At 40.6% G+C, this 13,849-nt stretch carries 9 protein-coding genes; 3 read left to right on the forward strand and 6 right to left on the reverse strand.

Annotated features, from left to right (window positions below):
- Positions 1-234 precede the first annotated feature (234 nt).
- Both RB151_RS03455 and sbcD read right to left on the reverse strand, forming a co-directional pair.
- The gene (locus tag RB151_RS03455; protein ID WP_071547703.1) at positions 235-3,918 is read right to left on the reverse strand and encodes an SbcC/MukB-like Walker B domain-containing protein; all 3,684 of its coding nucleotides are present in this window, start codon (positions 3,916-3,918) and stop codon (positions 235-237) included.
- Positions 3,919-3,929: 11 nt separating this feature from the next.
- Complete coding sequence (sbcD, locus tag RB151_RS03460) at positions 3,930-5,135, reverse strand: exonuclease subunit SbcD (RefSeq protein WP_042846959.1); 1,206 nt, start codon at positions 5,133-5,135, stop codon at positions 3,930-3,932.
- A gap of 248 nt (positions 5,136-5,383) precedes the next feature.
- Here sbcD and phoB point away from each other — a divergent pair, with 248 nt between their 5' ends.
- The 3 genes from phoB (at position 5,384) to brnQ (ending at position 9,224) form a co-directional block, all read left to right on the forward strand.
- Positions 5,384-6,073 carry a phosphate regulon transcriptional regulator PhoB gene (phoB, locus tag RB151_RS03465; protein ID WP_042846958.1) on the forward strand — a complete coding sequence of 230 codons (690 nt, stop codon included), beginning with the start codon at positions 5,384-5,386 and terminating at the stop codon, positions 6,071-6,073.
- A gap of 23 nt (positions 6,074-6,096) precedes the next feature.
- A complete protein-coding gene (phoR, locus tag RB151_RS03470) occupies positions 6,097-7,407 on the forward strand; it encodes a phosphate regulon sensor histidine kinase PhoR (RefSeq protein ID WP_042846957.1) in 1,311 nt (436 codons plus the stop codon).
- Positions 7,408-7,898: 491 nt separating this feature from the next.
- Positions 7,899-9,224, forward strand: coding sequence for a branched-chain amino acid transport system II carrier protein (gene brnQ, locus RB151_RS03475; RefSeq protein WP_048608400.1), 1,326 nt, complete (start codon positions 7,899-7,901; stop codon positions 9,222-9,224).
- Between the two features lie 116 nt (positions 9,225-9,340).
- Here brnQ and ggt read toward each other — a convergent pair whose 3' ends face one another.
- From ggt to RB151_RS03495, 4 genes are all read right to left on the reverse strand, one after another.
- Positions 9,341-11,107: a gamma-glutamyltransferase gene (gene ggt, locus RB151_RS03480; protein ID WP_071547704.1), complete on the reverse strand. Its 1,767-nt coding sequence runs from the start codon at positions 11,105-11,107 to the stop codon at positions 9,341-9,343.
- Between the two features lie 210 nt (positions 11,108-11,317).
- The gene (locus tag RB151_RS03485; protein WP_042846954.1) at positions 11,318-11,938 is read right to left on the reverse strand and encodes a hypothetical protein; all 621 of its coding nucleotides are present in this window, start codon (positions 11,936-11,938) and stop codon (positions 11,318-11,320) included.
- Between the two features lie 269 nt (positions 11,939-12,207).
- The gene (locus tag RB151_RS03490) at positions 12,208-12,810 is read right to left on the reverse strand and encodes a peroxiredoxin C (RefSeq protein ID WP_042846953.1); all 603 of its coding nucleotides are present in this window, start codon (positions 12,808-12,810) and stop codon (positions 12,208-12,210) included.
- A gap of 223 nt (positions 12,811-13,033) precedes the next feature.
- Entirely contained in the window at positions 13,034-13,642 is a 609-nt protein-coding gene (locus tag RB151_RS03495) for an ACP phosphodiesterase (RefSeq protein ID WP_042846952.1), read from the reverse strand.
- Positions 13,643-13,849 lie beyond the last annotated feature (207 nt).

Consider the following 13,849-nt stretch of genomic DNA (forward strand, 5'->3'; position numbering starts at 1 on the left):
AGTTAAGGCCTTTGGTCATTTAAAATTTTGAGCCACCAAAGTTATCATTGATATATTTTTTGACTCATTCAGTGTGGTACAGTTTTGTTGGTTTAGCAAATTTAAGGTCAGCTTATTGCTCGTTGTTACAACCAATAAGCTGATACTATGGTTAATTGTTTTGTCATGCTCTCTCTGTATGGCTTAGCCTAGGATTTCAACAAATTAAGTGTGTACTCACTATCATAAAGGCAGTCAATTTACCCGGTACTGTGCAGGGAGTTCGCTAAAGCCAAGCCCATTGGCCTTTTTTACTGCAATTTGAACGGGAATGCGTTCTTTCATTGCTTCAATATGGCTAATTACACCGATGGTTTTACCAGATGCGTTTAAACTTTCTAATGCATCAAGAGCAATATCTAAGGTTTCAGCATCTAAAGTGCCAAAGCCTTCATCTAAAAAGAGTGATTCTAATTGTGTGCGGTTACTCACCATGTCCGATAACGCTAGTGCTAACGCTAAACTGACTAAGAAACTTTCCCCTCCAGATAAGGTTTTAATATCCCTCACGGTATCAGCTTGCCAGCCATCGATGACTTGCAACTCAAGGTTAGACTGATGATTCCGCTGTAATAAATAGCGGCCATGTAGTTTATCAAGTTGTTGATTAGCAAGAGACACTAAACAGTCTAAAGTCAACCCTTGTGCATAACGACGGAATTTATCCCCTTCGGCGGAACCAATCAGCCCACTTAAGTAGCTCCAATCATCATAGCTTAATTGGCTTTTTTCTATTTCCTGTAGCAAACCTTGCTGCTGCTGGCGTAGTTGCTTGTCCATCCCTAACTGGTTAATAATTTGACCTTGTTCTTGGTTTAACTGTTTAATTTCTTCATCAAGAGCAATAATAGTGGTGTGTATTTGCTCTTCAGGGATATCAGAAAAACCCGTAATCACTTGTTGCTTTAGCGCTTCTATCGCGAGTTGGCATTCTTTATGGCGTGTTTGATTTTGTAAAAGGTTTTGATTGACGCGTTGCTTTAATTCTTCTAACAGTTGTTTTTCCTCTGAGGTTAATAAAGCATCGAGGAATTTTTGTTGGCTGCTAAATGGGCTGTTCTCCAGCGCTTGTGTGAATTGCAACTCAGCCTGATCCCGCGCAGTGGTGGTCTTACGGGTTATTTCAATTAATTCTTGGTAACTTCCATTCATTACAGAAATTGCATTATCAATCTCATTGAGTTGCTTATGCAGTGCTTCCTGTGCTTGGGAAAGCATTTCCTGTTTTGTATTCAATCGCTGAATATATTGACTCACAGGGAGCCCTGAAAGGTGTGTTTTTCGCAAAGTAGATTTCTGTTCTAAATCGATTTCAATGCGTTTTAATTGATGTTTATCGTTATCGAGCTGTTGGTTAAGCTTGTTTAGCTGGTTGGACTCTGATTGTAATGTCGCATTACTAACATCAATTTGTTGGCTGAGTGTTTGTGCCAACATTTTTTGAGTATTAAAAAACTCACCCCGTTGAGTGACTTCAGTTAGCCATGTATCAAATGTTTCGCTTTCCGGTAAGTTGAGGTCAAAAGGGGCTAATGCTAATTGTAGTTGACCTATTTGTTCGCGTTCGCGCTGTTGTATCTGGCATTGTTCTTTTTGGGTTTCATCAAATAACTGTGTTTGGTATTTCAGGCGTTCCTCGATTAATAATTGGTCAGCCTGTAATTGGTTAAAACTGGCTTGTAGTTCATGTTGCTGGTGTTTTGCTTGTTGGTATTCGTGTTCCAACGTCGCAAAATCGGCAACGATTTTTTGTTGGGAGGCCAGTTGGCAAGTCAACTCATCAATTAATTTGGTTACGGATTGTTCGTTCTGAGCAAGTTTTGGTGTAAGTGCTTGCTCACATGTTTTTTGCCAATGGTGAGTAAGTTCTTCTAATTGCGTTTTAACTTTCTGCTGTTGCTGTATGTTTTCGCTTTGGCGTTGGTTTTGTGTTGCTAATAATGATACCAGCCCAGCATGGTGTTGTTTGAGGTTATCCAGTTTTTCGGTTAACTCGTTCAACTGGCTTTGTGTTTCGCTCAGATGAATAGATTTATATTTATCGACTGCTGGGTGTTCAGTTGCTCCACATAATGGGCAAGGTTCACCGGCGATAAGGTGTTGGCGTTCATTTTCTAAACTGACAATTTTCCGCTCTAGCTGCAACTTTTCATTTGTTAGTTTAATGAGTGGGGTTAACTCATTAATTTTTACCTTGGTTATATCTAGCTCTTTTTCAGATTGAGCGAGAGCTTGTGCTATTTCAGCTTGCTGTAGGTGGTGTTGCTGGAACTGTGCCTGAGTTGCGAGGTATTGGGATAACATTAATGGCAGCAACTTAGCGTGTTGTAGGCGGTTCTGTATTTGCTCAATGCGTTGAGTGTTAACCTTAATGTCTTGTTCTTGTTTGCTATTTTTGTAGCGTTCTTCTAATTGACGAAATACCGCCGTGTGTTGTTCTAGTTCGGCACGTTTTTGGGTTAGTTGTTGTGAGTGCTGTTGGTTGTTTTTTTGTAATTGCTGAGTTTCATGTGCGAGCGTTTGTTGTTTTTGAGTTAAATTAGCCCGTTTGTCGGCTAATTCAAAGACAAACTGGCTCTGTTGTTTCCAACTACCTATTTGCGTATGAATGTCGGCATCTTTATGTTTTTCTTCTAAAAATATATGCAACTGCGCTAATTCTTGGGTTGCGCTTTGAATATGATTTTGCGCTTCAATGACTTGTTGTTGCTTCAGCGTAAAAGAAGCTTGCTGCTCTGTTATTTGTTTAGTAAATTCAACCTGTTGCTGCTTTAATTGCGCAATTTGATTGTCAAGTGGGCGAACAATTTCCTCAATGAGTTGGTGCTGTTGTTTCGTGAAATTAATATGTTGTTGATAATCATTTTGGGCTTGTATTAATTTTTGTTGAACAGGGGTTCGTTCACCTTGTTTTATCGTTAAGGCATTATGCAGGCGAGTTTGTTTCTCCATTTGTTCAGTGAGTAGTTGCTGTTGGCGCTCGATATCTTGCCATAAGGGGCGAAGAAGCTCTGCTGGGCTATTGTCAGCTAATTTTTTCAATTGGGGTTGTGCATTCTCTAGCGCCAACTCAGCATTTTTTAATTCGCTGTCTAATGATTGCATTCGTTGAGTGAGCTGATGGAATTGCTTCCACCAATTAATGGCTTGCTGGTGGTGGTCACGCTTTTGTTTGAGTTGCGTTTCTTGTTGTAATAGCCCTGTTTGTTTTTCTAGCAGTGATTGATGTTCAGATTCGCTAAGTAAATTAATAGCTTGAGCTTTAGCTTTCAGTAGGTCTAAATCAATTTTGGCTTGCTTATGTTGATTAAAAATATATATCGAGATTTGGCTATAGATTTCAGTGCCAGTAATTTCTTCGAGTAAGTCGGCTCGTTCTTTTTCAGATGCGTTTAAAAAGGCGGCAAAATCCCCTTGGGAGAGCAATATAGATTTAGTAAAGCGTTCATAATCTAGGCCTGTAATTTGGGCGATTAAATCTTTTATTTCAGTTATTTTTACTGTCAGTATTTGGTTGTCAGCAACGGTAGCGAGTTCTGCTTTTGGTTGTTGTAGATTCCCATCGGGTTTGCCTCCTGCCCGCCGTTGGCTCCAAAAGGCACGATAAGCTTTGCCTTTTACCTCAAACTCGACCTCTGTTAGGCACTCTCCAGTATGACGGGTCATTAGCTCATTTTGTGAGTTAGAAATGGTCTTTAAGCGAGGAGTTCGATGGTATAAAGCTAAGCAAATTGCATCAAGTAGGGTGGTTTTACCTGCACCTGTTGCGCCGGTGATCGCAAATAACCCATTGCTAGCAAAAGGCTCTTGGGTAAAGTCGATTTTCCATTCACCTTTGAGGGAGTTAATATTTTTTAGGCGTAAACTTAAAATTTTCATATTGCTCCTTGCTACTCTTGGCGTAATGCGTCGTAAGATTGTTTAAATAGTTGGATAAGACGCTGCTCACGTTCAGGGTCGTCTAATTCCCCTTCAGCCAGACGACGTAAGAAAACGTCCTCGACACTGAGTTCACTCAGAGTTTCATTAGCTAAAGTGGTTGATTGCCCTTGTCGTAGTTTACGAGCGCGACGTAGCAAAACAATTTCAACGGGTAGGTTGTGTGTTAGAGATTCAATACGTTGTTGAATATCAGCAAGGTAATCTTGGGAAGCGACCTCGATATCTAGCCAAACGGGCTTATCGCCTTGGTAATTTCCCCATGCTTCGAGTTGTTTTTCTATGTCTTTTAATGACCCTTTAATGCTTTGCAGTGGTTGAATAATAGGGATTTCTAGTTGTGTGATTTGAGTGAGTTTAGCGCCATTGAATTCGACCAAACAAATACTTTTTTGCTGGGATGTCTCATCAAAACTTAGTGCGATGGGGGAACCACAGTAACGAATATGTTGGTTCCCGCCAATAACCTGAGGGCGATGAATATGCCCAAGAGCGATATAATCTGCGGGGGGAAATGCCCCAGATGGGAAAGCATCTAAAGTACCGATATAAATATCACGAACAGAATCCGTTAAAGCGGCACCGACAACGGTTAGGTGCCCTGTTGCGATAATAGGAAGATCTAACCCCATTGTTGTACGCTGTTCAAGGGCTAGTTGATAACTGACTTGGTAATGGTTATGGATCGCTGTTTGCAATGATTGTTGTTTTTCTTCAATACTTTGCCCCGCAATACTTAGTTGAATATCGCGTGGTCGCAGAAATGGAATTGCACACACTAAAGCGGCTGGCTGTGACTGTTTATCGTACAAGGTAATAACATTGGGTTCACTACTTGAAGTTATAACGTGAGTATTAAGATAGCTAAGCAATGCGCTAGACTCATTGAGCACAGAGACGGAATCGTGGTTGCCACTTAATATCACTAATTGGCACCCTGTTTTTTGCAAATTAACAATAAACTTATTGTATAACTCACGTGCATAGCTTGGTGGTGAGCCTGTATCAAAAATATCGCCAGCAACAATGATGGCATCAACTTGGTATAATTCGACTTGTTCAACGAGCCAATTTAAGAAGTGTTGGTGCTCAGGCGCACGGCTTTTGGTAAAAAAGTACTGACCAAGGTGCCAGTCAGAAGTATGAATAATGCGCATGAGTAATCAGTTCCTATCATCATTAAGAGCTATGAATATTCTACAAATCAGTATACCTGATCCCGCTAATTCATAGGGGAAAGTCAATTAATTTCTCATCTATTGCGGAAATATTTCACTTAGATGACATTTAACCGCTAAAATATAGAGGAATGTGTACTATATAGATTGATATTCATAATTCTGTCATAAAAGTGACGCATAATGCGTTCACATTAAAAATGTCTTCTTAGTTTACAGGAACAATCATGGCAAGACGCATTCTAGTTGTTGAAGATGAAGCGCCCATCCGAGAAATGGTTTGTTTTGTGTTAGAACAGAATGGTTTTCAGCCTATTGAAGCTGATGATTATGACAGTGCCATCGCTCAGATGGTTGACCCTTTACCTGATTTAGTATTACTTGATTGGATGATCCCCGGTGGTTCTGGTATCCAAGTGATTAAACACATGAAGCGTGATAGCGCCACGCGTGATGTTCCAGTCATGATGTTGACGGCTCGGGGAGAAGAGGAAGATCGCGTAAAAGGTTTAGAAGTTGGCGCTGATGACTATTTGATTAAGCCGTTTTCCCCAAAAGAATTAATTGCCCGAGTGAAGGCGATTTTACGTCGCATTTCACCAATGGCAACAGAAGATATTATTGAAATGAATGGGTTAACGCTAGATCCAACTTCCCATCGTGTGACCAGTAATGAGACGCCTATTGATATGGGGCCGACAGAGTATAAGCTCTTACATTTCTTTATGACCCACCCGGAGCGTGTATATAGCCGTGAACAGTTATTGAATTATGTCTGGGGGGCTAATGTGTATGTGGAAGATAGAACTGTAGATGTGCATATTCGGCGTTTGCGAAAAGCGTTGGAAATTGGTGGGCATGATAAAATGGTTCAAACTGTGCGCGGTACAGGTTATCGTTTCTCGGTTCGTTATTGAAAACTACCTAAAGAGAGGCATGCGTGCTTGAACGCTTATCCATTAAACAGCTGATTTTAGGGCTGTTTTTATTTATCTTACCAGCACTGATATTATCAGTTTTTATTGGCCACTTACCTTGGCTATTGGTGATATCACTGCTGGCCGCGCTGGTTTGGCATGGGTATAATTTATTAAAACTTTCCTATTGGCTCTGGTTAGATAAAAGTATGCTGCCACCGGAAGGGCGTGGAGGTTGGGAGCCTATCTTTTACGGTATCTACCAGATGCAGCAACGTAACCGTAAGCGCCGTCGTGAATTAGGCCAATTAATTAAACGTTTTCGAAGTGGTGCTGAATCCTTACCTGATGCGGTAGTCATGATGACAACCGAAGGGACGATTTTTTGGTGTAATCGTCACGCCCAAGCTTTACTGGGTTTTCGCTGGCCAGAAGATAATGGCCAACATATTTTTAATTTGTTGCGTTACCCTGATTTTAGCCGTTATTTTTCCATTAAAAATTACGAGCAAGCGCTAACTATTGAGCTTAATAGTGGTGAGATTGTTGAGTTTCGTATCTTACCTTATACCGAAGGGCAGTTATTGATGGTGGCACGAGATGTCACAGAAAAACGCCGTTTGGAAAAGGCTCGTAGGGATTTTTTTGCGAATGTAAGCCATGAATTACGTACTCCTCTTACCGTTATTCAGGGTTATCTTGAAGTGATGGATGACCAAGAAGGGGTATCTGCAGTTAATAAAAAAGCCTTGCATGTTATGCAAGAGCAAACGCAGCGGATGGATAATTTAGTTAAGCAACTGTTGCAGTTATCCCGTATTGAAATTGCCCCACAAATCAACCTTGATGAACAAGTTAATATCCCATTGATTCTCAAAATGATTGAGCAAGAAGCTCTGAGTTTAAGTCAGGGGCGTCATCAGTTTGTGTTTAATATTGATGAAAAACTGCGGGTTCATGGCAATGAAGAGCAGTTACGTAGCGCGGTTGCAAACTTAGTGTATAACGCAATAAGTCATACACCGGAAGGGTCAAAGATTTGGGTTGATTGGCAAAGAAATTATAGTGGTGCACGTTTTAGCGTGAGGGACAATGGCCCAGGTATCCCTGCAGAACATATTCCACGCCTCACTGAGCGGTTTTATCGGGTAGATAAAGCGCGTTCACGGCAAGGCGGCGGTGGGACAGGTCTTGGGTTAGCTATCGTCAAACATGCGGTTCAACATCATAGTAGCCAATTAGTGGTGACTAGCCAGATTGGTAAAGGGAGTGAATTTTCATTTACTTTACCAACGGTGTTAATTGTTGATGATAAAAACCTTAAAAAGTCATAAATAACTCCACTTTATTAATAGAATCAAAATATTAATAAAGTGGATTCTTTTTATTAATCGATTGATTAATTCTATTAATTCATTTTTTTTATATTTTATCCCACCAACTGTTCATTTTGAAAAAATATATCCTGAAAATTATCGAAATATGGGGGTGACAAAATGATGGGTTGTTTATTTTTCGAGCAAATCATATAACGGGGATTGTGATTTTACTGAAAGGAATCACTGGTTCTGAAAATTAGTTTAGTGATTTACTCTTGTTTTCACGTTTGCTATTGCCTTTTTGCCCTATAAAAGTTCTACTTGTTGTCAGTTATTGGCGAATTTTTCTGTTTATTAATTTTTCATTTTGTCAAATGCAAAAGAACATACCTTTTTGTATTGTTAATAGTATGTTTCTCAGAATTCTATCTCGCTATATATATTTCAAAGGGTTGCTAAGTGTAAACCCATAACTTTCTATTTTCGTCACTAAAAATTAACATAATATGGCTCATCGTTTATCATCTAGAGATATCATCGCATTAGGTTTTATGACCTTTGCGTTATTTGTTGGGGCTGGGAATATTATCTTCCCGCCTATGGTTGGTTTGCAGGCAGGGGAACAAGTTTGGACGGCAGCACTTGGGTTTCTTGTTACAGGTGTCGGTCTACCCGTTTTAACCGTTATTGCCCTTGCTAAAGTGGGTGGGGGGATTGAAGCCCTTAGTACCCCAGTGGGGAAAACGGCAGGGTTACTACTCGCGGTTATTGCTTATCTATCTGTCGGCCCTCTTTTCGCTACACCAAGAACGGCAACAGTGTCCTATAAAGTCGGTATCGCACCATTATTTGGTGGTGAATCTGACATGTTGTTACTGATCTACAGCCTAGTGTACTTTGTCTTAGTTATTGGTATTTCACTGTATCCGGGTAAATTACTAGATAGCGTAGGGCACATCTTGGCCCCTGTAAAAATGCTTGCTTTAGCTATTTTAGGCGTGGCTGCGGTAATGTGGCCTGCAGGCGACCCAATCCCTTCAACGGTAGATTACCGTGAAATGGCTTTCTCCAATGGTTTCATTAATGGTTATTTGACCATGGATACTCTTGGTGCCATGGTATTTGGTATTGTCATTGTTAATGCCGCCCGCTCAAGGGGGATTGAAAACTCTTCGTTATTGACGCGTTATACGATGTGGGCAGGTTTAATTGCTGGGGTATTATTAACGCTGGTTTATTTATCCTTATTTAAACTGGGCGAAAATAGCGGTTCTTTAATCCCTAACCCAGCAGATGGTGCAGATATTCTGCATACATATGTACAATACACTTTCGGTAACTATGGCAGTTTCTTCTTAGCTGTATTAATTTTTGTGGCGTGTATGGTTACTGCGGTTGGTTTAACCTGTGCATGTGCAGAATTTTTTAGCCGCTATGTATCTATTTCTTATCGTAAATTAGTTTTGATCCTAGGGGTTTTCTCCATGGTGATATCAAACCTTGGTTTAAGTAAACTAATTGCGTTTTCATACCCCGTGTTGGTCTCTATTTATCCACCATGTATTGTTTTGATTTTATTGAGTTTTACTCTGAAGTGGTGGAAGAATCCGACCGTGGTTATTGCCCCAACCATGTTAGTTAGTTTTGTTGTTGGTTTAATTGGCGCAGTTAAAGCCTCTGATCACTTAAAAGTGTATATCCCTGAGTGGATGACAGCAATGCCACTGTATAAGCAAGATTTAGTATGGGTATTGCCAACAATTGTTGTGTTAGTGGTTGCAATTTTGTGTGATAAATTTGTGTCACCGGCGGCGCAACATAAACAAGCGTAATCTAATTCACATGCTGATTTTTAGCTAATAAGACAAAGAGGAAAATGCATTTTATCCTTCTTTGTTCGCAAGTTTAAATGCCCCCGTCATTATGGCGGGGGCATTTTTTTCAGGTATTAGTCAACCCCAACGGCACTCCCTGCAGGGCGTCGGACATCGTTAGAGCCATAAATAAAGCCTTCACGTACTTTTCCTGAAACAGCAGAATCATTGCCTGATGATTTGGCACTGACGCCAGCCCCTTCTGGAATGGCGACCATAATCAGCTCAGCTGCGCCCCAAGGGGTTTGTTCAACCATCTTGTAACCCATTTTATCAAGCAGGGCTAAGCTATCTTTAGACACACCTCTTTGCTCATAATACACTTCATCTGGTAACCATTGATGATGGACCCTCGGTGCATTAACAGCTTCTTGTGGTGGCATACCGTGGTCAATAATATTTAATGCTGTTTGTAAGGTGATAGAAATAATTCTTGAGCCACCAGGCGAGCCTAATACTAAGAATACCTTGCCATCTTTGGTCACAATGGTTGGGCTCATTGAGGACAGGGGGCGTTTACCCGGAGCAATAGAATTGCGCTCACCTTGTACTAAACCATATAGATTTTTTTCTCCCACTTTAGTCGTAAAATCATCCATTTCATCGTTAAGAAAGAAGCCTGTCCCCGGTGGGATCACGACAGAACCAAAGCGACCATTGATAGTATAAGTAGTTGAAACTGCGTTACCTTTTTCATCAACGATAGAATAGTGTGTCGTCTCTGGTTTTTCGTGTGGTCCCATACCCGGTTGAACTTGAGTTGATGGTGTTGCTTGGTTAGGTTTTATTTCCTTACGTAATTCTTCCGCGTAAGTTTTACTCAGTAGTTTTTCTGTTGGGTTATCTACAAATTCAGGGTCACCAAGGAAGGTATTTCTATCCATATAAGCATGGCGCATAGCTTCAGTTAGCGTATGGATATAATCCGCAGAATTAAAACCCATTTCTTTGAGGTCATAGCCTTCTAAAATATTGAGGGTTTGGCAAATGGTAACGCCTCCAGAACTTGGGGGGGGCGCCGAAATGAATTTATAACCTCTATAAGTACAGCTAATAGGGGTTGTATCTGTGATGGTATAATCTGCAAAGTCTTTTGCCGTCAAAATACCACCATTTTTCTTTGAGGCTTCCTCGATAATTTTGGGGATTTCTCCCTCATAGAAGGCGGAAGGCCCATTTTTAGCAATTTTTTCTAGGGTATTGGCTAAATCACTTTGCACTAATAAATCGCCTGGTTGATAAGGGCTACCATTAGGTTTTAAGAAGATACGTGCGACTTCTGGGTCTTGTTTAAAACGCTCAGTGGTTGTGTCTAACACATCGGTATCTGCACGGGTTAGTACAAAACCTTCTCTAGCTAATTTGATAGCAGGCTCCATCACCTGTTGACGGCTCATTGTGCCATATTTTTCTAAGGCGTAGTCTAAGCCTTTGACCGTTCCCGGTACACCGGAAGCTAGGTAGCCATACAGGCTGGCATCTTTGATTAACTTACCCTCTTTATCGAGATACATATCAGCACTTGCTGCGGCAGGAGCGGTTTCTCTAAAGTTGATAAATAAATCTTTTCCATCTGCCAAATGAATGGTCATAAAGCCGCCGCCGCCAATATTACCACAGCATGGGTTCACAACCGCTTGGGCATAACCGACAGCAACAGCTGCATCTATCGCATTACCACCAGATTTGAGGATATCCGCACCAATCTGCGAGGCTAAATGTTGGGATGAAACAACCATGCCTTTCTTGGCTTCAACGGCCGGTTCTGATGCGGCAAAGAGTTGAGTTGAAAATAATAAGGAAAGTAATAAAGCAGCAGGGCGTAATGATGTTCTGATCATTAGTATCTCCCAGTTAAGGTAAGGTTTGATGTAACACAAATTAATAATATGAATGATTTGTTAATTATTTGTGTTTTTAATGTATAGCATACAATAGTGCGGAATGTTGAATATTTGAGTTAATAAGTGTTAACTTGGTAGGGTTATTTATGAATAAGCAGGGATTAAATATGGATAGGAAAAGGGCTCAAAAAGAGCCCGTAAAGTATATTATTTTTTGTTAAACAACGACATGTGGACCCAGCCATTATTGGTTAAAATGAGAGGGCTTTGTTGTGCACGCTCAGCATGTGTTTGTGCTGATTGAATTTGTGGGTAAGCCGCCATCACTTTTTCATTTTTAGCCCATGGAGCCACATCTTCCAGTTTTTGGGTATAGTTGGCTATAGAGATTTTCTGCCCACCGCGTTCAGCGGGTTCAGTAAAGTTTGTGACTTCATTGACGACTAATTTGCCAGTGCAAAAGCTACCGCGTCCCGAAAATTGAGATTGTTTTTCGTCGTAGAATTTCTCACCTTCACTAGTCAGCGTATATTCAACCCCTTCGCCAGTATGTTCCCCACTCCACATGTCTTTCATGGTGACTTGTTTTTCAGCTTTAGCTAGCAAGCCCGCATCAACTAAGGTATCGAGTTGTTCAATATTACGAGCGCTAAATTTCGTGATAAAGCCTGCTGGCATTTGACCGACATTGATGCAAATAACTTTTCTAGTATCAAGGTAGTCTTGGATGGATTTTTTGAAGTTACTTTCAGATGCGGTTTGGCTGTTGTCACAGCCAGCAAGCAATGCACTGATAATAGCCACTGAGGCTGCGAGTTTTAAGTTCATTTTCCTATACCTAGTTTTCGTTATTTTTATTTAAATTAAAGATGCGATAGTTTAATTGGAGCATCTAAAAATGATGAATTTGTAACTAAATGTCGCTAAATGTAACCATATTATAAATGGAGTAGGGTTTACAGTAAGAATGAGGGGGGAAAGTGAGGTTTTGGCGTGATTTGGGAACTTTCTGATGTAATGATATGTAGCGAATAATGGGGATTTTAGGCAAATAAAAAGCGGGCATCTGCCCGCTTTTTAAAAACTCATATCACTGATTACAGTTTGGTAGAGTTTTTAGTCAGGTAATCAGCAACGCCTTTCGGAGATGCATTCATGCCTTCTTTACCTTTTTCCCACTGAGCTGGGCATACATCACCGTGCTCTTCGTGGAATTGTAAAGCGTCAACCATACGGATCATTTCATCGATGTTACGGCCTAATGGTAGGTCGTTAACTACTTGGTGGCGAACAATACCGTTTTTATCGACGAGGAAAGAACCACGCAGTGCAACACCTGCATCCGGGTGTTCGATGCCGTATGCTTTAATGATTTCACGTTTGATATCAGCAACCATCGGATATTTAACTTCACCGATACCACCGTTATCTACAGGGGTTTTACGCCATGCGTTATGAACAAACTCAGAGTCAAAAGAAACACCAACCACTTCAACACCACGTTTTTTGAATTCTTCGTAGCGGTGGTCAAATGCGATCAGCTCTGAAGGGCAAACGAAAGTAAAGTCCATTGGCCAGAAGAAGATGACAGCTGGACGACCGTTCAGGTGGTTTTTCAGGTTGAAGTTATCAACAATTTCACCGTTACCTAAAACAGCAGCAGCAGTAAAGTCAGGGGCTTGACGTGTTACCAGAACCATAATTTACTCCTATGAGTTTGAATTAAAGGTTTTTTGCCCTTATCCATTTTTAATCTAAACGGATATTTAGGACATAGACTTCCAAAAGAATAAGGAATTATCTTTTGATAATAAAGGCATTTAAACCAATTATTGTGATAGGTTTTGCCTATCAATCATAATGCTTTATGAAATTAATATCAATAAGATAGTTTTATTCCATTAAAGTGCAAGCTTTAATTTATTACTTTGTATTAATTGTGACATCTTGTACAAAAAAATGTTGCAGCGCGTTTGCCATCATTTGTGGGTAGAATTGGAAGAAAATATTTTCAAGCTGATTATATTGCAATAAAAAATCATCAAATGAACCACTTAGCGCCCCCAGTTTTGGCCGCCTTCTGGCCATACCATTGAGTGATTTGCCTATATAGTTTTTATCTGCATAACGAATTAGCCAGTGTTGTGGCCACAAGTATTCATTTAACTCTTGGAATTTTTCAGGAGTATGACACAGTTGAGGTTCAATTGTTTTTCGGCAATAGCGCACAAAATCTACTAGTGGCAGAGTCGGTTCAAGAGTTGACCAATGTAGCGATAAAAAATGATCCCAGACTAAATCTAATGTAATAGGGGCAACACGGCGGTACTCATCACGAAATAGGCCTTTCGCTTCTTTGACTAGCGGGTGAGTGTCGGTGACCCTATCGACGGTTCGGTGCATAAATATACCCGCGACAATCTCAGGTGAGTATCGCCCAGTAGGGTTACCGCGGACGTAGTCAGCCATGATGTTACCCAATAGGGAACTATGGGCGATATGAGCGAGGTGTAGGTGTGCTAAATAATTCACTTTAAAATGTCCGTCGTCTTTCAAACCACTGGGGTGTTAGCTTTGTAAAGCCACCCGAATCACATACTCATGTATGCTCATCGGGATATCTTTACTTGCTGCCTACCTGTGATTCGAAACCCATAGGGCATGTAGCGCAGCTTAGCTAACTTTTTGATTGCTCAAACTATAGCAGTAATTACGTTTAATTCGAAACTTACAGGGCAT

This window comes from Providencia rettgeri, from assembly GCF_001874625.1.
Lineage (GTDB): Bacteria > Pseudomonadota > Gammaproteobacteria > Enterobacterales > Enterobacteriaceae > Providencia > Providencia huashanensis.

What these genes read in the sequence shown, in the direction of transcription:
- RB151_RS03455 (WP_071547703.1), bottom strand. Translation starts at nt 3,918, where the DNA reads ATGAAAATTTTAAGTTTACGCCTAAAAAATATTAACTCCCTCAAAGGT.
- sbcD (WP_042846959.1), bottom strand. Translation starts at nt 5,135, where the DNA reads ATGCGCATTATTCATACTTCTGACTGGCACCTTGGTCAGTACTTTTTT.
- phoB (WP_042846958.1), top strand. Translation starts at nt 5,384, where the DNA reads ATGGCAAGACGCATTCTAGTTGTTGAAGATGAAGCGCCCATCCGAGAA.
- brnQ (WP_048608400.1), top strand. Translation starts at nt 7,899, where the DNA reads ATGGCTCATCGTTTATCATCTAGAGATATCATCGCATTAGGTTTTATG.
- ggt (WP_071547704.1), bottom strand. Translation starts at nt 11,107, where the DNA reads ATGATCAGAACATCATTACGCCCTGCTGCTTTATTACTTTCCTTATTA.
- RB151_RS03485 (WP_042846954.1), bottom strand. Translation starts at nt 11,938, where the DNA reads ATGAACTTAAAACTCGCAGCCTCAGTGGCTATTATCAGTGCATTGCTT.
- RB151_RS03490 (WP_042846953.1), bottom strand. Translation starts at nt 12,810, where the DNA reads ATGGTTCTGGTAACACGTCAAGCCCCTGACTTTACTGCTGCTGCTGTT.